The following is a 19,287-nucleotide window of genomic DNA, read 5'->3' as shown; positions in this document are numbered from 1 at the left end:
TTACACTTTCGTAACCGGGGCAAATTTAGCAAGCAGTCTTTTTACACCTGTAGGACTAGGAAAAGCAATGTCTAATTCTTTTGAGTCTCCTTCTCCTTTTACACTTACAACTGTACCAATTCCCCATTTTTTATGCTCGGCCTTATCTCCAACGCTCCATCCAATCGATTCACTGCCCGTTGATACAAGCTTCGTTTTTGCCACGGCCGCTTGTCGGCGCGCTGCAAACGGCGAAGCTGAAGCCCCTGAACGACCAGCAGCAGGCTTGCGCATCGTTTCATTTAAAGATTCCACAAGCTCGCTTGGGATTTCTCCAATGAAGCGCGATTTTGGATTGACGTTTGTTTTACCAAATAGTGTACGCATTTGAGCATTTAATAAATACAATTCTTGTTCAGCACGTGTAATCCCTACGTAGGCTAAGCGTCGTTCTTCTTCCATTTCATTATCTTCGAATAACGATCGGCTATGAGGGAATACGCCTTCTTCCATACCCATTAGGAAAACAACCGGGAACTCTAGACCTTTTGCTGAGTGAAGCGTCATCAGAATCACTTGTTCGTTCTCTTCTTCTTCCTCGTCGTCAAGCTTATCGATATCAGCAACAAGCGCTAAATCGGTTAAAAATGCTACTAAGCTCTTATCTTCACTTGCTTCTTCAAACGTTTTTGTAACAGATAAAAACTCATCAATATTCTCTAAGCGACTTTGTGCTTCAATTGTTTTTTCTACTTTAAGCGCTTCACGGTACCCTGTTCTTTCTAATACTTGTTCCACAAGCTCTGTTACAGACATATAGTCTTGCATTTGAGCTAAGTTTGAAATCATGGATTGGAAGTCACGAAGTGCTTTTGTTGCTTTACCCGTTAACCCCATCAATTCTACTTCATCAAGCGCTTTGAAAATAGAAATGTCATGAACGTTTCCGTAATTGGCTACTTTATCGACTGAAGTAGCTCCAACTCCGCGTTTTGGAACGTTCACAATACGAGCTAAGCTAATGTCATCATCTTGGTTGGCAATTAAGCGCAAGTACGCAAGCAAATCTTTAATCTCTTTGCGGTCGTAGAACTTAATCCCGCCGACAATCGTATAGTTAATATTGGATTTTAGCAGTACTTCCTCCATTACACGCGACTGTGCATTTGTACGATACAAAATGGCAAAATCGCTATATTTACGTTTGCCGCTGTCTACTGCTTCTTTGATTTTACGTGCTACAAACTGTGCCTCATCATGCTCACTCATTGCTTGGTAATGATAAATCTTCTGGCCTTCATCGTTTTCCGTCCATAAGTTTTTCACTTTACGATTCATATTGTTTGCAATGACGCCGTTTGCCGCAGCCAAAATCGTTTTCGTTGAACGATAATTTTGTTCAAGCAAAATGGTTTTGGCTTTTGGGTAATCTTTTTCAAATGACAAGATATTTGTAATATCAGCCCCGCGCCAGCGGTAAATAGACTGATCTGAATCCCCTACTACGCATACATTTTCAAATCGTGCGGCTAGCAAGCGAACCAGCATATATTGTGCATGGTTTGTATCTTGATACTCGTCCACATGAATATATTGAAACTTGCGCTGATAGTACGTTAACACTTCAGGAACTCGTTTAAATAACTGAATCGTTGTCATAATCAAATCATCAAAATCGAGCGCTTGGTTTTTCTTTAAACGCTTTTCATACTCTTTATAGACTTTACTTACAACTTCTTCATATGGTCCTGCTGCTGTTTTATCAAATTCTTCCGCTACTTTCAGTTCATTTTTAGCTGAACTAATGCTTCCTAATAGCGAGCGCGGATCGAATTTTTTTGGGTCGATGTTTTGATCTTTTAAAATGTTTTTAATAACGGACAGCTGATCCGTTGAATCTAAAATCGTAAAGTTGCGATTAAAGCCAATACGATCAATATCTCTTCGTAAAATACGTACGCACATCGAGTGGAACGTTGAAATCCAGATATCTTCTGCCACTCCGCCAACGATACTTGCCACACGCTCTCTCATTTCACGAGCTGCTTTGTTTGTGAAGGTAATAGCTAAAATATTCCAAGGTGCAACTTCTTTTTCCGCCATTAAAAACGCAATTCGATGCGTTAATACGCGTGTTTTCCCACTTCCTGCACCGGCCATAAGTAATAATGGTCCGTCTGTTGTTTTAACTGCCTCTTGCTGCTGAGGGTTTAATCCTGTTAATAATTTTCCACTTAAAAAATTCACGTTTTCACCGCCTATATCGAACATATATTCTCTATTCTACTTTATTTATTTTTCACTGTGCAATATTCTTTTTTACCGCTTTTACCGTTTTTAATGCTTCCGATAAATTTGTATAAATAACATTTCCTACAATAACTGTATCAGCTAGCTCTCCCATCTCACTTGCTTGCTCTTTTGTCTCAATACCGCCGCCGTAAAATAACTTCGTCTCATTTAGCGAATTTTTCACTTCTGCCACTAATGCAGGGTCTCCATATGTTCCACTGTATTCTAGATAGAAAACGGGCAAATGAAACATGCGTTCAGCCATGCGAGCATACGCTACAACATCTTCTGCATCCAAATCGGTTTTCGCTTCCGTTAGCGCAGCTACTTTTGCTTCGGGGTTAAGTACGCAGTATCCTTCTACAAAAATTTCATCCCAGTCCATGATTTCACCGTATTCCTTCATCGCCGCATGATGTAAGTCAACAATCCACTTTGGATCCTTGCTGTTTAAAACGGTCGGAATGAAATAAGAATCAAAACCAGGTGTTACAGAGTCAATTGTTGATACTTCTAGCGCACACGGCACCGTGTAGCGGCGAATACGCATTAACAGCTGCAGCACATTGTCTAAAGTTACTCCGTCTGATCCTCCAACAAGAACCGCATCCGTGCCGGATTCGCAAATTTTTTCTAAATCTGCATCTGAAATTTCTTTATTAGGATCTAATTTAAAGACATGTCTCCACTCTTTAATATCATACATATAGGTTCCTCCATTTCTTTACACTTAAAAGTTCGCGCTCGTCCATTTGTTCATTATAACAAAACTAGGAGGGTGAAATGAAAGGAAAACCGAACTTTTCATCACGTTTTTTGTTTTCAAAAAATATGGATAAAAGATACGGTTTTATCCTCAAATTCCGAAAGAAAACATCACAAAAAAAGCCCATTTTGCACAAGGTTATTGTTTCTCTGCATAGGATATGCTAATATATAGCTACTAAAATTCATATGATATACGCTGAAGGATCAATAGTACTTAAATCCTCTTCACAAAGCGAACTAGGGACGGTGAGAGCCTAGAGAATGGTTTAAGGAAAAGGCAATCTGGAGTATATACAGACGAAGGTGGATACATTTTGTATCAACCAGGGTGGAACCGCGGGAAAAACTCTCGTCCCTGGGCATATTGTTGATATGCCCAGGGACGAGAGTTTTTTTGTACCCGCTCTTTTTGTTTCGCTTGAATTACTACCATTTACAGGAGGAATTAGAATGTCAAAAACAATGGATCAAATCGTATCTCACGCCAAACACCGTGGCTTTGTATTTCAAGGTTCTGAAATTTACGGCGGTCTTGCAAATACATGGGATTACGGCCCGCTTGGCGTAGAATTAAAGAACAATATTAAAAAAGCATGGTGGAAAAAATTCATTCAAGAATCTCCATACAACGTTGGTTTAGACGCTGCGATTTTAATGAATCCAAAAACATGGGAAGCTTCTGGTCACTTAGGAAACTTTAATGACCCAATGATCGACTGTAAGGATTGTAAAGCTCGTCACCGTGCCGATAAATTAATTGAAGAAAAGCTTCAAGAAAAAGGCATTGAAATGATCGTAGACGGCCTTTCATTTGATGCAATGGCTGACTTAATTAAAGAACACGAAATTACATGTCCTGAGTGTGGTTCAGCTAACTTCACTGAAATTCGTCAATTTAACTTAATGTTCAAAACGCACCAAGGTGTAACTGAAACATCAACAAATGAAATTTATCTTCGTCCTGAAACGGCTCAAGGTATTTTCGTAAACTTTAAAAACGTTCAGCGCTCAATGCGTAAAAAGCTTCCATTCGGTATCGGCCAAGTGGGTAAAAGCTTCCGTAACGAAATTACACCTGGTAACTTCACATTCCGTACGCGTGAATTTGAACAAATGGAACTTGAGTTCTTCTGTAAACCAGGCACTGAATTAGAATGGTTTAACTACTGGAAAGAAACATGTAACAAATGGCTTCTTTCTCTTGGTATGAAAGAAGAAAACGTTCGTCTTCGCGACCATGATGATGATGAACTTTCTCACTACAGTAATGCAACAACAGACTTTGAATACAAGTTCCCATTCGGCTGGGGCGAACTATGGGGCGTAGCTTCTCGTACTGACTACGACTTAAAACAGCACATGGAACACTCTGGAGAAGACTTCCAATATGTTGATCAAGAAACAAACGAACGCTATGTACCTTACTGCATCGAGCCTTCTTTAGGGGCTGACCGTGTAACACTAGCTTATATGATTGATGCATATGAAGAAGAAACGTTAGAAGACGGCTCATCTCGTACAGTTATGCAGCTTCACCCTGCTTTAGCACCATTTAAAGCTGCTGTATTACCACTTTCTAAAAAGCTTTCTAACGAAGCGCGCGCTGTTTTTGAAGATTTAGCAAAATACTTTATGATTGACTATGATGATGCTGGTTCAATCGGTAAACGTTACCGTCGCCATGATGAAATCGGTACGCCGTTCTGTATTACATTCGACTTCGATTCATTAGAAGACAATCAAGTAACAATCCGTAACCGCGACACAATGGAACAAAAACGTGTAGCAATTAGCGACCTTAAAAATATCATTGAAGAAGCAACTCAATTTTAATAAAAAAAATAAGCGTATGGCTGCTTCAGCCATACGCTTTACTTTTGATTTGAATCTTCTTGAAGGCGTTCTAACACCATTTGATACGCATCGCTTCCATAATTCAAGCAGCGTTTAACACGGGAGATCGTCGCTGTGCTTGCTCCAGTTTCCGTCTCAATTTTATGGTACGTGTTGCCTTCTCTTAGCATTCTTGCTACTTCTAAGCGCTGTGCTAATGATTGAATTTCATTAACTGTACATAGGTCATCAAAAAATTGATAGCATTCTTCAATGTTTTCTAATGATAAAATCGCTTGAAATAGCTGATCTAATTCTTTTCCTCGTAGTTTGTTGATTTGCATCGTATCGAACTCCTTTATCATTGGCTTTCTTTACTAGTTGTTTCTATCTATAAAATACAGTTTCTATATTTATTTGCACATACATTCATTCTGTATGAAGACAGCCAATTTCATACAAATTTCAAATTCCTTTGATACTTTTATATTTTAACGCATTATAGACGGAAAAAGTACTTTTTTATTCATAACGTCATAAATTCCTACTGGCGTGATACGAATATAAGGCAAATGTGTAGACGAAAAGAACAGCAGTGAATAGACAGGATCATCGTGTTTGTATCCTCGCTCACCCAGCACTTTCTTGAGTTCCACCTCTCGTTTACTTAGCTCTTCCATCGGCAGATTCGACATGACTCCTTTTAACGGAAGATCCAGTTCATATACTACTTTCTCACCTTCTGTAATAACAATACCGCCGCCAATTTCTTTCATACGTTTGAATGCACACATCATATCTTTTTTCGATTTTCCAATTAAAATAAAATCACCTGTATTTGAAAACGAACTCGCCATTCCCGATACATTTGTCGCAAATCCTTTTAACAGCGTATTGATGCGCCACTTGCCTTCTCGGTCCACCAGCACTAAAAAGCTTTCATCATGATCAGAGGCTAATACATCTCCGCTCACATTTAAGTGAATTGAATACGGCTCCATAATAACAGCATTTTTCATTTTCACGCCTACTGGCATTGAAAATTGAAAATCGTCCATCGTTAAATCAAAGTCTAACTTTAACGGTGAAAAACCAAACTTTCCCCAAGGAAATTCTACCGAGGCTAATGCTTGTTCTTTGCCTTCTTTTTTCATCCACTTTCCTTTTGCTAGCACAGATACCGGAGTAGGCCGCATAGGATCTTCTAAAATATTAATATTAGCCACACAGCCTGTTGCTACATGCCCGTGCAAATGTTCCATGTTGTAATAGCGGGCAATATTTACAGACACCATATTATAAGCATCTAACACGGGAACTCCTTCTGAAATAGCTAATGTAATTAACATATCTGACACGCCGTTTTGGTAAAAAGAAGGCGGAGAACCGTCTGTATTCATCGTGATATGGTCAAAATAATCTACCTGCAGCTCTTTTAACTCCTGCAGCAGTTTTGGCAAATCTGGCCGAATGGAAGAGTGGCGCAAAGCAACGTCATAGCCTTGCGTTAACCGAGCAACAACATCTTCCCCTGTCATAGACTCATGATCGCTGTCTGCCCCGAGCAATTTCATTTTTGCTAAGGTAAATGCTGACGCCCCCGGGAAATGTCCTTCAATATGCTTCCTCATCCGCTTTGTCTCTTGAACCCAGTGAAGCATTAAATCATCTCCGTCTAAAAGCTTCGGCCAACTTGTCAGTTCGCCTCCTTGTAAGACAGCTTCATTTTGTAGCCAAGAAGTAATGTTTGTATGTGAGAAGATATCAGCCTCTTCATCAATTTCTGTCTGCGAATCAAATCTGCACCACCAATACAGTGACTGTGGTAACGTTTTCATTTCTTCAATCAATGAAAATGCCGTTTTTTGTTCAAGCTGTAAAGCGAGAATTAAATTATCATTAAATAAAGTGGTTGTTCCGTGCTTGGCTGCATATTGGGAAAAAGTCTGGGGATTATATAACTGAAACGGGTGAACATGCGGCTCAATATACCCAGGAACCACATATTTCTCACTGCAGTCTATAATCTCTGTAGAAGCGTCTGTGTGCTTAGGCATCTCTGAGCCAACGTATACAATACGATCTTGGTAAACCCAAATATGTGCTTTTTTCCACTGCTTCATTCGAGCGTTCAAATATGTTGCATCTTTTAAGACAATAGTTGGTGCTTTTTGACCGTTTAATACTAAAAGCTGCTGTCTAATATGTTTGCTTTTCCAGCGGTATCTCTGTTCCGGCATGCTAAATTCCCCCTAATTTACTATGTATTTTTATCGTAACACATCCGTGATGTAAACGCATTCAGAAACTGTTATTAATTTTATGAATAAAGGTGATAAAACATGAAACCAAATATCGGTATTGTTAACGCATTAATTCGACTTACACTGGGCTTTACCCTTCTTTCTTGGACAACATCTCGTTTATCTCGCAGACCGTACAAAGATTCATACATCTTCTTAGGGTTAATGGGAGCTTTAAAAGTTGCAGAAGGCATCACGCGTTTTTGCCCCCTTACGTACGCATATGATTCGTGTCAAAAACACAATGAACATGAACACCATCCAAATGGAAACGAAGAAACGTATAATCCTTCATAAGGTAAAAAGGAGAGCCGGAGCTCTCCTTTTTTATTTTAAAGCTGCTTTTGCTAATGCACGATGGCCGATGTCTTTGCGATAGAAAAAGCCTTTTTCTACATCGATATGAGCCATTTGTTTGTATACTTCTTGCTGCGCTTCTTGAAGAGTTGCTCCTTTGGCACCTACTAATAGAACGCGGCCGCCGTTCGAAACGTATGTGTCGTTTTCTAAAGCCGTACCAGCGTGGAAAACAAGCGCGTCTTCACTGATCGCATCCAATCCGTTAATTGGCGCACCCTTTTGATAATCTTCTGGGTAACCCGCTGCTGCTAATACAATTCCAATAGCTGCTTCGTTATCCCATTCAATTTCTACTTTTTCTTCTTTCAAAATGCGAAGAAGCACATCGACTAAATCGCTTTTCATACGGGGCAGTACAACCTGTGTTTCAGGATCTCCAAAACGCGCATTAAATTCAATCACTTTTGGTCCTTTTTGTGTTTGAATCAGACCAGCATATAGAATTCCCGTATACTCACAGCCTTCTTCAGCTAATCCTTTAGCCATTGGAAGTAAGATGTTTTCTACAGCCTCTTGTACTTCTGCATCACTAATTTGCGGAACAGGAGAGTAAGCTCCCATGCCTCCTGTGTTCGGACCTTGATCGCCGTCAAAAGCACGCTTATGATCTTGTGCAATTACCATTGGATACACATTTGTCCCGCGTACGAATGCCATTAATGAAAATTCTTCACCATCCAAAAATTCTTCTACAACTACTTTGGCACTTGCTTCTTTAAATTTTTGGTCAACTAGAAAATCACGTAATGTATCTACAGCTTCTTCTACTGTTAAAGCAACAGTTACACCTTTACCAGCTGCTAAGCCGTCTGCTTTAATAACAATTGGAGCGCCTTGCTTTTCCACATATGCTTTTGCTTCCTCGTAAGACGTAAATGTTTCATACGCTGCGGTTGGAATATCATACTTTTTCATGAGCTCTTTTGCAAAGCTTTTGCTTCCTTCAATCATCGCTGCTTGTTTGCGCGGTCCAAAGACCGGAAGACCTTCTTGTTCGAATCGATCAACAATGCCTTCAATTAGCGGATTTTCTGGTCCAACAATTGTTAATCCAATCTTATTTTCTTTTGCAAACTGCACAAGCTCTTCTTGGCTGCTTTCATCGATTGGTACAATCGTTGCCACATCTCTCATGCCTGGGTTTCCTGGTGCTACAAACACTTCGTTAACAAGTGGACTTTTTGAAGCTTTCCATGCAATTGTATGCTCTCTTCCGCCTTTTCCAATAACTAAAACATTCACGTTCTTCACCTCATTAATGTTTAAAATGTCTTACGCCTGTAAATACCATTGCAATGCCGTATTCATCTGCTTTTGCAATTGACTCTTCATCACGAATTGATCCGCCTGGCTGAATAATAGCTGTGATTCCTGCTTTAGCTGCTGCTTCTACTGTATCGCCCATTGGGAAGAAAGCATCTGAACCTAAAGCTGAACCTTGTGCTTTTTCACCAGCTTGTTCAATTGCAATTTTTGCAGCGCCCACGCGATTCATTTGACCAGCACCTACGCCAATTGTCATGTCATCTTTTGCAAGTACAATAGCATTAGACTTAACATTTTTAACAACTTTCCATGCTAATTTTAAATCTGCCCACTCTTTTTCTGTTGGCTCGCGTTTCGTTGGAACAGTAATCGTTGCATCATCAAATCCGAATACGTCTTCATCCTGAACAAGCACGCCGCCTTTTACAGACGTTAAGAAAGCTTCTTTTTCTGCTTTTTCATCAAGCTCTATCGTTAGTAAACGAAGGTTTTTCTTAGCTGTTAATACATCTAATGCTTCTTGATCGAACGCAGGAGCAATGATAATTTCTAAGAAAATTTCTTTTAACTGAATAGCCGTTTCACGGTCGATAGGACGGTTAGCTGCTACGATGCCGCCAAAGATAGATGTAGGATCCGCTTCATATGCTTTTTGATAAGCTTGAGCAATTGTTTCACCCACACCTACACCGCAAGGATTCATATGTTTGATCGCTACGATAGCCGGCTCTTTGAATTCTTTTACGATTTGAAGAGCTGCGTTTGCATCGTTGATATTATTGTATGATAACTCTTTTCCATGCAGCTGCGTAGCTGTTGCAATAGAACCTTTTTGTGTTAACGGCTTTTTATAAAAAGAAGCTTGTTGGTGAGGGTTTTCTCCGTATCGTAAGCCTTGAACGCGCTCATACGTTACTGTTAATTTCTCAGGAGTTGTTTCACCTGTAATGTTTGTTAAGTATTCAGCGATTAATGCATCATAAGCTGCCGTATGACGGAATACTTTTGCTGCTAATCGTTGGTTGGTTTCAAATGAAACATTGCCATCCGCTTTTAACTCTTCTACTACGGTTGCGTAATCGCTTGGATCTACTACAACTGAGACAGAACGATAGTTTTTCGCAGCTGAACGAAGCATTGTAGGTCCACCGATGTCAATATTCTCAATCGCTTCAGCAAGCGTTACATCCTCTTTTTCAATTGTCTTTTTAAATGGATATAAGTTTACAACTACAAAGTCGATTGGCGAGATATTATGCTCTTTCATTTGAGCTTGATGCTCTTCATTATCGCGTAACGCTAATAAAGCACCGTGAACGTTAGGATGCAATGTTTTTAAACGGCCGTCTAAAATTTCTGGGAAACCAGTTACTTCAGAGATTCCGATAACGTCAATGCCGTTTTCTTCTAGGGTACGCTTTGTACCGCCAGTTGAAATAATTTCTACTCCTAAGTCCTTTAATTCTTGTGCAAATGAAACAATACCTTCTTTATCAGATACGCTAATAAGCGCGCGTTTTGCTGTCATTTTGTAAACTCCTCCTGATCCGATCTCTCATTTAAAATCTTTCTTTCACTACTACTCTACCATAGTAAAGGATTAAAACTTTTTTGACAAGGTTACATCCTATTTATTTAACTGCGGCTTGTTCAAATAATTCATTCAGTACCGCGGGATAAAATTGATGTTCAATTTCATGAATACGGGCCTCAACTGTTTCTCTTGTATCGCCTTTTTCAATGCGAATAGCCTGCTGGTCAATAATTGGTCCTGTATCCATGCCTTCATCTACAAAATGCACGGTAATTCCAATCACTTTTACTCCTGCATCAAAAGCTTGACCAATAGCATCAATCCCAGGAAATGCAGGTAAAAGCGAAGGGTGGATATTAACAATACGATTTTTGTATGGCTTAAGCAACGTCGAACCAACTAATCGCATATATCCTGCTAAAACAAGAAATTCTACTTTAGCTGATGTAAGCTCTGCAAGAATTGCTGCTTCATACGCTTCTTTATTTTCATAGTTTTTAGGCGAACAAACAAAGCATGGTATTCCACATGCTTTTGCTCGTTCAATTACGTATGCATCCGGTTTATTACAAACAACAAGCGCAATATTTGCTTTTAATCGACCTGACTGAGTTGCTTCGTAGATGGATTGAAAGTTACTGCCGTTTCCAGAAGCAAACACTGCAATATTTATCATGCAAACGTCCCTCCAGCAAATTCAACACCTGTTCCTTCTTTGACACGTCCGATAACAAATGCTTTTTCGCCTTCGTTTTCAATTGCTTCAATGACTTTATTCATATCTTCAGGTTCAACAGCTAAAACAAATCCGATTCCCATATTGAATACTTCGAACATTTCTTTACGGTCTAGCTTGCCTTGCTCTTCAAGGAAATCAAACACGTATGGAATTGGCCAAGAACCGTAATCGATTTCTACACCTAAACCTTCAGGAAGCATACGAGGGATATTTTCAACAAATCCGCCTCCAGTAATATGAGCCATACCTGCAATCTTAGCTGCATGTAATGCTTTTAGGACCGGCTTCACGTATATTTTTGTTGGCGTTAATAACTCAACTCCGAGCTTTTCATTAAAACCAGCGTAAGTTTCGTGAAGATTTAACCCTTGATCATCAACAATTTTACGTACAAGAGAGTAGCCGTTGCTGTGAATACCGCTAGATGAGATACCGATCAACAGCTGTCCAGCTTTAATCTCATCTCCAGTAATAATTTCTGACTTTTCTACCGCTCCTACTGTAAACCCTGCAAGATCATATTCATCTTCTTCGTATAAACCTGGCATTTCAGCTGTTTCTCCGCCAATTAACGCACAGTTGGACTGTTCACAGCCGTCTGCAATTCCTTTTACAATCGATTCAATTTTTTCAGGAACTGCTTTCCCGCAAGCAATATAATCTAAGAAGTAGAGAGGCTCTGCTCCTTGTGCTAAAACGTCGTTTACACACATGGCCACTGCATCCACACCGATTGTGTCATGCTTATCCATTTGAAAAGCAAGTTTCAATTTTGTTCCTACTCCATCTGTACCAGAAACAAGAACAGGCTCTTTTAAATTCAATGTAGATAAATCGAACATTCCGCCAAAGCCGCCGACTGTTCCCATAATACCTGCACGAGCAGTTCGTTCTACGTGCTTTTTAATACGTGAAACAGCTTCATATCCTGCTTCTAAGTCAACTCCAGCTTGTTTATATGAATATGACATGTTGTCACTCCTTTTTTACGTTAAAACTAACAAGTTACCTTTTCATGAGGGTGTACAGTATCTGGATAAATTTCAGTTGGATACTTTCCAGTAAAACATGCCATACACTGTCCGCCGTTGCCTTCATACTGTCTGCCGATTGCGTCTACTAAACCTTCGTTGCTTAAGAAAACAAGTGAATCAGCTTCAATCAATTCACGAATTTCTTCAACAGAGCGCGTAGCAGCAATTAACTCAGAGGATGACGATGTGTCAATTCCATAAAAACATGGATTTTTAATAGGAGGTGAACTGATGCGTACATGTACTTCAGTTGCTCCTGCTTCTCGAAGCATACGAACAATGCGACGGCTTGTTGTGCCGCGAACGATAGAATCATCTACCATGACAACACGTTTACCCTCTACAATTTTACGTACAGGAGACAGCTTCATTTTTACACCTTGTTCACGCAATTCTTGTGAAGGCTGAATGAATGTACGGCCTACGTATCGATTCTTAATTAAACCTAATTCGTATGGAATCCCTGACTGTTCTGCAAAACCAATCGCTGCTGAAATACTTGAATCCGGAACGCCTGTTACAACGTCTGCTTCAATCGGTGACTCAACTGCAAGTTGTTTCCCAAGGTTTTTACGAGCAGAGTGAACATTGATTCCATCAATATTACTATCTGGTCTTGAGAAATAAATATATTCCATACTGCAAATAGCACGGTTTACGTTTAGTGTGAATCGCTCTGATTGAATACCTTCATCATTAATAATAAGTAACTCACCAGGCTCTACATCACGCTCATGAACCGCTCCAACAATATCAAACGCACATGTTTCAGAAGCTACTACATAGGCATCACCTAATCGTCCAATTGATAATGGACGCAGTCCGTGAGGATCAAGTGCAACCATCATCGTATCTTCCGTTAAAATAACGAATGCGTATGCGCCTTTAACCATGGATAAAGCATTTTTCACTTTATCTTTCATATCTTCATAGCCGCTTCGTTTAATTAAATGAGCAAGTACTTCTGTATCAGATGTTGATTGGAAAATACTCCCTTGGTTTTCCAGCTGATGCTTTAATGCATTTGCATTAACCAAGTTTCCATTATGAGCTAACGCAAGGCTTCCGCTATGAGAGCGGAAGTGAAGGGGTTGAACATTTTCAAACCCTCCGCCTCCAGCTGTTGCATAACGAACGTGTCCAATTGCTGCTTTACCGTTTAGTTGCTCTAACTCTCCGTGGCCAAATACTTCGTTAACAAGACCGACGCCTTTCATCACTGTCACTTTTTCTCCGTCTGTTACAGCAATACCAGCGCCTTCTTGTCCGCGGTGTTGCAAGCTATGCAAACCGTAATAAGCAATCTGGCTTGCATTTTCATGTCCCCATACACCGAATACGCCACATTCTTCGTTTAAGCCTTTGATTTCAGCAAGCATGGAAGCGCTCCTTTCCAAGCAGTAGTTAATTCTTCAACTGATAATTGAACAAGAACATTTTCTTGATGTTTAACAGTTAATGTTGCGTCTTCTGTTACGCGTCCTACTAATGTTGCATCTTGTACAAGCATTTCGAATTTTTCTTTATTCTCTGGTGAAACCGTTACGACAAAGCGTGATTGTGTTTCACTGAATAGCTCTGCTGTTGCTTCACCGTCTACCGTTACGTTTACGCCTAACCCGCTGCCGTTCATCACTTTTTCAGCTAGGGCTACCGCGAATCCTCCTTCTGCAATATCGTGAGCAGATTGAACTGCACCTTCACGAATTGCTTGAAGAAGCTGATCTTGACGTGTTTTTTCAACCGCTAAATCTAATTTAGGTGACTGGCCGAATACCGTACCGTTTTCTAGTACTTTTTGAAGCTCAGTACCTGCGAATTCTGCTTCAGCTTTACCAATAACATAGATTAAGTCATCTTTTTGCTTCGCATATTGAGTTGTAATATGGTTGATATCGTCGATTAGACCAACCATTCCAATAACAGGAGTTGGGTAAATTGCTTCACCTTTTGTCTCATTGTACAGAGATACGTTACCGCCGATAACCGGAGTCGATAGCTCACGGCAAGCGTCGCTCATACCGTCTGTTGCTTTTTCAATTTGCCAGAAGATTTCTGGCTTTTCAGGGTTACCGAAGTTTAAGCAGTCTGTAATCGCAAGAGGCTGTGCACCTGAACATACAAGGTTACGAGCAGCTTCTGCTACTGCGATACGGCCGCCTACTTCCGGGTCTAGGTATAAATAGCGAGAGTTACAGTCTGTTGTCATCGCTAATGCTTTATTTGTATCACGTACACGAACAACCGCCGCGTCAGATCCAGGAGATACAACTGTGTTTGTACGTACTTGGTAGTCATATTGGTTGTAAACCCACTCTTTGTTTGCAATCGTAGGCTGTTTTAAAAGCGTTACTAACATATCACTGTGATTTTCAACAGTAGGAGCGTATGCTGACTGCTCTTGGAACTCACGATAGTATGCTGGTTCTTGAGATGGTTTGTGGTATACCGGTGCATCTTCTGCTAATGCATCTACAGGAACATCTGCTACTACTTCTCCGTTATGAGTTAAACGAAGGCGCTTATCGTCGGTTACGTGACCGACTGAAACAGCTTCTAATCCGTATTTTTCAACGATTTCGACGATTTCATTTTCACGGCCTTTTTCAACAACGATGAGCATGCGCTCTTGAGATTCTGAAAGCATCATTTCATATGGTGTCATACCCGTTTCACGCTGAGGTACAAGATCAAGGTTCATTTCAATACCAGAACCTGCTTTACTTGCCATCTCTGCCGAAGAACTTGTTAAGCCCGCAGCACCCATATCTTGAATACCTACTAAAGCGTCACACTTGATAAGCTCTAAGCAAGCTTCAAGAAGAAGTTTTTCCATAAATGGATCTCCTACTTGTACAGCAGGACGTTTTTCATCTGACTGATCAGATAGCTCTTCAGAAGCAAATGTAGCGCCGTGGATACCGTCGCGTCCCGTTTTTGCTCCTACGTACATAACCGTGTTGCCAACGCCTTTAGCTTGACCTTTTTGAATATCTTCGTGGTTAATTAAACCAACACACATAGCGTTAACAAGCGGATTTCCTTCATATGAAGCTTCAAACTGAATTTCTCCACCTACTGTTGGGATTCCTACACAGTTACCGTAACCTGCGATTCCCGCTACTACTTCCTCAAACAAATGACGAACCTTTGGAGATGTTAATTCACCAAAACGTAAAGAGTTTAAAAGTGCAATCGGTCTTGCTCCCATTGAAAAGACGTCACGAATGATGCCACCTACACCAGTTGCTGCTCCTTGATAAGGTTCAATCGCTGATGGATGGTTATGACTTTCGATTTTAAATACAACGGCTTGGTTATCACCAATATCAACGATACCAGCTCCTTCACCAGGACCTTGTAATACTTTTTCACCCGTGATAGGGAATTTTTTCAGTACAGGCTTAGAGTTTTTATAGCTACAGTGCTCTGACCACATAACAGAGAATAAGCCTGTTTCTGTATAGTTAGGAGTACGACCAAGCAGTTGCTCTACATTCGCAAACTCTTCGTCTGTTAATCCCATATCTCGATATAACTTTTGTTCTTTAATTTGCTCTACATTTGGTTCAAGAAGTAACGACATTTTGTTCCCTCCACTGCTTTACGATTGATTGAAATAATTTAAGTCCGTCCGCGCTTCCTAAAAGATCGCTTACCGCTCTTTCTGGGTGAGGCATCATTCCTAATACGTTGCCTGTTTCGTTCGTAATCCCTGCAATATCTTGAAGACTTCCGTTTGGATTATCACCTGCGTATTGGAAAAGAATCTGGTTGTTTTCAATCAATTTTTGTAACGTATGTTCATCACAATAGTAGTTGCCTTCACCGTGTGCCACTGGAATAGCAATTACTTCATCTTTGCCATAAGCATTTGTAAACATTGTTTCGTTATTAGCTACTTTCAAATTCACTGTTTTACAGATGAATTTTAAGTTTTCATTACGGCGCATAGCACCTGGCAGTAATCCTGCTTCTAATAAAATTTGGAATCCATTACATACACCTAGTACTGGCTTTCCTTGGCTTGCTGCTTTTTTTACAGCATCCATTACATTTGAGAAGCGAGCGATAGCACCTGAACGAAGGTAATCTCCATATGAGAAACCACCTGGAAGCAAGATACCATCATATTGATCTAATGATTCTGTATCGTGCCAAACGTAATCTACTTCTTCACCAAGCTCATCTTTGATAGCATGATACATATCTACGTCACAGTTTGATCCTGGAAAAACAATTACAGCAAATTTCACTGTACGACAACCTCCTCAACCTCGTAACGGTAATCTTCAATTACTGTATTAACTAAAAGCTTTTCACACATTTCTTTTACGCGTTCATCTAATGAATCTGTGCTGTCGATTGTTAGCTCTAAAAATTTACCGATGCGTACTTCTTGAACTTCTTCATAAGACATACGGTGCAATGAATTTTTAACGGCTACTCCTTGAGGGTCTAATACACTTTCTCTTAATGTGACAAATACTTTTACTTTATACATGGTTGGGTTATCCTCCGATTCGCTGTAAGATTTTTTCGTATGCTTCTGTTAAACCGCCTAAGTCTCTGCGGAATACATCTTTATCTAATTTTTCGTTCGTATGAACATCCCAGAAGCGGCAAGTGTCAGGTGAAATTTCATCCGCTAAAATAATGTCGCCTTGAGAAGTACGGCCGAATTCTAATTTAAAATCCACTAAGAAAATGTCTTTATCTTTGAAAAATTTCGATAATACTTCGTTGATTTGAAGTGCTTGTGCCTTTAAACTATCAATCTCTTCTTGAGTTGCAGCCTTAAGGAAAATCGCATGTTCTGCAAGAATTAATGGATCACCAAGCGCATCATCTTTGTAGTAAAGTTCAACGATTGGCTGTTCAAAACGAATACCTTCTTCTACGCCAATTCGCTTCGCAAGGCTTCCTGCTGTAGCATTTCGTACAACGACTTCAAGCGGAACAATTTCTACTTTCTTAACCGCCTGTTCATGATCTGAAAGCTGCTTCACAAAGTGAGTTGTAATCCCTTGCTCATGTAACATTGAAAATAGTAAACTACTAATTTGATTGTTCAGCTGTGCTTTTCCGCTAATCTCTGCTTTTTTCTGACCGTTGAATGCTGTAGCTTCATTTTTATAAGCAACCCACAGTACATCTTGCTCATCAGTAGCGTAAATTTTTTTCGCTTTTCCTTCATAAAGTAACTCTTGCTTTTCCATGCTGTCACCTCTACATACAGAATATTCAGATACACTTTCTTAGATAAAGGCAAGGACGTGCCTTGCCTTTTTTATTAAAGACCTAAACGTTCAAAAATCATATCTACATTTTTTAAATGGTGCTTATGATCGAAGCAATCTTCAATCTCTTCTGGCGATAAGTGGCGAGTAATGCGCTCTTCGCCTTCAATTAAAGAACGGAAAGGAACTTGCGTTTCCCATGCTTCCATTGCTTTTGGCTGTACTAAGTCGTATGCTTCTTCACGTACCATACCTTTGTTAATTAATGTTAAAAGTACACGCTGTGAGTAAATTAGCCCTAGTGTACGATCCATGTTGCGCTTCATGTTGTCAGGGAATACTGTTAAGTTTTTAACAATATTTGCAAAACGATTTAACATGTAATTCAAAGCAATCGTTGCATCAGGTAAGATGACACGCTCTGCCGATGAATGAGAGATGTCACGCTCATGCCAAAGCGGTACATTATCATAAGCTGTAACCATATAGCCGCGAATTAAGCGAGCAAGTCCCGTTACGTTCTCAGAACCGATTGGATTACGTTTATGAGGCATTGCAGATGAGCCTTTTTGACCTTTTGCAAAATATTCTTCAACCTCACGTGTTTCACTTTTTTGAAGACCGCGAACTTCTACTGCAAATTTCTCAATAGATGTCGCAATTAACGCTAGTACTGACATATAGTGTGCATGACGGTCACGCTGTAATGTTTGCGTAGAGATTGGTGCTGGTGAAATTCCTAACTTCTCACATACGTATTTTTCAACGAAAGGATCGATGTTAGCGAACGTTCCAACTGCTCCTGACATTTTACCGAATTCCACTTCAGCTGCAGCACGTTTTAAACGATCTAGGTTACGCTTCATTTCTTCATACCATAATCCCATTTTCAAACCAAATGTCGTTGGCTCAGCGTGTACACCGTGCGTACGTCCCATCATAACCGTATATTTATGTTCTTGAGCTTTTTCCTTTAGTACTTCTACAAAGCGCTCTACGTCACTTAGCAAGATTTCATTAGCTTGCTTTAATAAATAAGATAGAGCTGTATCAACTACGTCAGTTGAAGTCAAACCGTAGTGTACCCACTTGCGCTCTTCACCAAGCGTTTCAGATACTGCACGAGTGAAAGCTACTACGTCATGACGCGTTTCTAGTTCAATTTCATTGATGCGGTTAATATCAAAAGATGCATTTTGACGAATTAACTTCACATCTTCTTTCGGAATATGTCCTAATTCTGACCATGCTTCGCAAGCTAGAATTTCAACTTCTAACCAAGCTTTAAATTTATTTTCTTCTGTCCAAATAGCTGCCATTTCTGGTCTTGTATAACGTTCAATCATGTTGTTACTTCCTCCGTTCTTTCCCAAATTCCTAGAGATTCGGCTTTTTCTATCGCCTCATCTATCTTATCAGCTAATACCGTGATATGTCCCATTTTTCTCTTCTCTTTTGCAACTTTTTTTCCGTACAAATGTAAGTGCATATCATCTAAACATTCGATTTTTGCCATTGTGTTCTCAATATGTTCCCCTAATAGGTTAACCATCACAGCAGGTTTTAATAAAGTCGGCTGTGCTAGGGTCCAGTTACAAATGGCTCTTACATGCTGCTGAAATTGAGAAAGATCACAAGCATTGATTGAATAATGACCTGAGTTATGAGGTCTAGGTGCCATTTCATTTATATAAAGCTGACCTTCTTCAGTTAGGAACATCTCAACTGCTAATGTACCAACTAAATCTAATCCTTTTGCTATTTCTTGCGCATATTGAAGAGCTTTCGCTTCTTGATCTGCTGTAATACGTGCCGGAACAATCGTTTGGTGCAAAATATGATGCTTATGAATGTTCTCAGCTACTGGTAAACATACCGTTTCGCCTTTTGCATTTCGGTGTACAATAACTGATACTTCTTTATCTAAGTTCATCCACTG

The 19,287-nt window shown here is 39.9% G+C and carries 17 protein-coding genes (1 of these 17 only partly in view); 2 read left to right on the top strand and 15 right to left on the bottom strand.

What is annotated here, in order from left to right:
- Both pcrA and NST66_RS27220 read right to left on the bottom strand, forming a co-directional pair.
- Complete coding sequence (pcrA, locus tag NST66_RS27225; protein WP_218007710.1) at positions 1 to 2,226, bottom strand: DNA helicase PcrA; 2,226 nt, start codon at positions 2,224 to 2,226, stop codon at positions 1 to 3.
- 52 nt (positions 2,227 to 2,278) lie between these two features.
- Positions 2,279 to 2,977, bottom strand: coding sequence for a heptaprenylglyceryl phosphate synthase (locus tag NST66_RS27220; protein WP_033580830.1), 699 nt, complete (start codon positions 2,975 to 2,977; stop codon positions 2,279 to 2,281).
- 512 nt (positions 2,978 to 3,489) lie between these two features.
- Here NST66_RS27220 and NST66_RS27215 point away from each other — a divergent pair.
- Positions 3,490 to 4,872, top strand: a complete 1,383-nt coding sequence (locus tag NST66_RS27215) for a glycine--tRNA ligase (RefSeq protein WP_013055049.1) — start codon at positions 3,490 to 3,492, stop codon at positions 4,870 to 4,872.
- Between the two features lie 38 nt (positions 4,873 to 4,910).
- Here NST66_RS27215 and NST66_RS27210 read toward each other — a convergent pair whose 3' ends face one another.
- Together NST66_RS27210 and NST66_RS27205 are read right to left on the bottom strand one after the other, a co-directional pair.
- Positions 4,911 to 5,216 (bottom strand): YerC/YecD family TrpR-related protein, encoded by a 306-nt coding sequence (locus tag NST66_RS27210; protein ID WP_013055048.1) that lies wholly within the window; start codon positions 5,214 to 5,216, stop codon positions 4,911 to 4,913.
- A gap of 147 nt (positions 5,217 to 5,363) precedes the next feature.
- A complete protein-coding gene (locus NST66_RS27205; protein WP_034263936.1) occupies positions 5,364 to 7,112 on the bottom strand; it encodes an adenine deaminase C-terminal domain-containing protein in 1,749 nt (582 codons plus the stop codon).
- A gap of 102 nt (positions 7,113 to 7,214) precedes the next feature.
- Between NST66_RS27205 and NST66_RS27200 the strand changes: the two genes are divergently transcribed.
- Entirely contained in the window at positions 7,215 to 7,472 is a 258-nt protein-coding gene (locus tag NST66_RS27200; RefSeq protein WP_154992335.1) for a YgaP family membrane protein, read from the top strand.
- 30 nt (positions 7,473 to 7,502) lie between these two features.
- Here NST66_RS27200 and purD read toward each other — a convergent pair whose 3' ends face one another.
- The 11 genes from purD to purK all read right to left on the bottom strand — a co-directional run.
- The gene (gene purD / locus NST66_RS27195) at positions 7,503 to 8,777 is read right to left on the bottom strand and encodes a phosphoribosylamine--glycine ligase (RefSeq protein WP_033580832.1); all 1,275 of its coding nucleotides are present in this window, start codon (positions 8,775 to 8,777) and stop codon (positions 7,503 to 7,505) included.
- Positions 8,778 to 8,790: 13 nt separating this feature from the next.
- Positions 8,791 to 10,329, bottom strand: a complete 1,539-nt coding sequence (purH, locus tag NST66_RS27190; protein ID WP_025752921.1) for a bifunctional phosphoribosylaminoimidazolecarboxamide formyltransferase/IMP cyclohydrolase — start codon at positions 10,327 to 10,329, stop codon at positions 8,791 to 8,793.
- A 103-nt stretch (positions 10,330 to 10,432) separates the two neighbouring features.
- On the bottom strand, positions 10,433 to 11,011 hold the full coding sequence (purN, locus tag NST66_RS27185; protein WP_014461934.1) for a phosphoribosylglycinamide formyltransferase: 579 nt from the start codon (positions 11,009 to 11,011) through the stop codon (positions 10,433 to 10,435).
- A complete protein-coding gene (purM, locus tag NST66_RS27180; protein ID WP_028412529.1) occupies positions 11,008 to 12,045 on the bottom strand; it encodes a phosphoribosylformylglycinamidine cyclo-ligase in 1,038 nt (345 codons plus the stop codon). Before purM ends, purN begins: the two co-directional genes overlap by 4 nt.
- Before the next feature lie 26 nt (positions 12,046 to 12,071).
- Complete coding sequence (gene purF / locus NST66_RS27175) at positions 12,072 to 13,487, bottom strand: amidophosphoribosyltransferase (RefSeq protein ID WP_013055041.1); 1,416 nt, start codon at positions 13,485 to 13,487, stop codon at positions 12,072 to 12,074.
- A complete protein-coding gene (gene purL / locus NST66_RS27170) occupies positions 13,463 to 15,694 on the bottom strand; it encodes a phosphoribosylformylglycinamidine synthase subunit PurL (protein ID WP_028412530.1) in 2,232 nt (743 codons plus the stop codon). The genes purF and purL overlap by 25 nt, the downstream gene beginning before the upstream one ends.
- The gene (purQ, locus tag NST66_RS27165) at positions 15,678 to 16,364 is read right to left on the bottom strand and encodes a phosphoribosylformylglycinamidine synthase subunit PurQ (RefSeq protein WP_013055039.1); all 687 of its coding nucleotides are present in this window, start codon (positions 16,362 to 16,364) and stop codon (positions 15,678 to 15,680) included. The genes purL and purQ overlap by 17 nt, the downstream gene beginning before the upstream one ends.
- Entirely contained in the window at positions 16,361 to 16,612 is a 252-nt protein-coding gene (gene purS, locus NST66_RS27160; RefSeq protein ID WP_014461938.1) for a phosphoribosylformylglycinamidine synthase subunit PurS, read from the bottom strand. The genes purQ and purS overlap by 4 nt, the downstream gene beginning before the upstream one ends.
- Before the next feature lie 7 nt (positions 16,613 to 16,619).
- Positions 16,620 to 17,327: a phosphoribosylaminoimidazolesuccinocarboxamide synthase gene (purC, locus tag NST66_RS27155; RefSeq protein WP_028412531.1), complete on the bottom strand. Its 708-nt coding sequence runs from the start codon at positions 17,325 to 17,327 to the stop codon at positions 16,620 to 16,622.
- Positions 17,328 to 17,401: 74 nt separating this feature from the next.
- Positions 17,402 to 18,694 carry an adenylosuccinate lyase gene (gene purB, locus NST66_RS27150; protein ID WP_033580833.1) on the bottom strand — a complete coding sequence of 431 codons (1,293 nt, stop codon included), beginning with the start codon at positions 18,692 to 18,694 and terminating at the stop codon, positions 17,402 to 17,404.
- Positions 18,691 to 19,287, bottom strand: the 3' portion of a protein-coding gene (purK, locus tag NST66_RS27145) for a 5-(carboxyamino)imidazole ribonucleotide synthase (protein ID WP_154992339.1). It continues 549 nt past the right edge of the window; only the last 597 of its 1,146 coding nucleotides appear in the window; its start codon lies beyond the right edge, outside the window; the stop codon is at positions 18,691 to 18,693. The genes purB and purK overlap by 4 nt, the downstream gene beginning before the upstream one ends.

Source organism: Priestia sp. FSL W8-0524 (assembly GCF_038005965.1).
GTDB classification, from domain to species: domain Bacteria; phylum Bacillota; class Bacilli; order Bacillales; family Bacillaceae_H; genus Priestia; species Priestia zanthoxyli.
The sequence above is the reverse complement of the archived record's forward strand: the minus strand, read 5'-3'. Positions and strand labels throughout refer to the sequence as shown.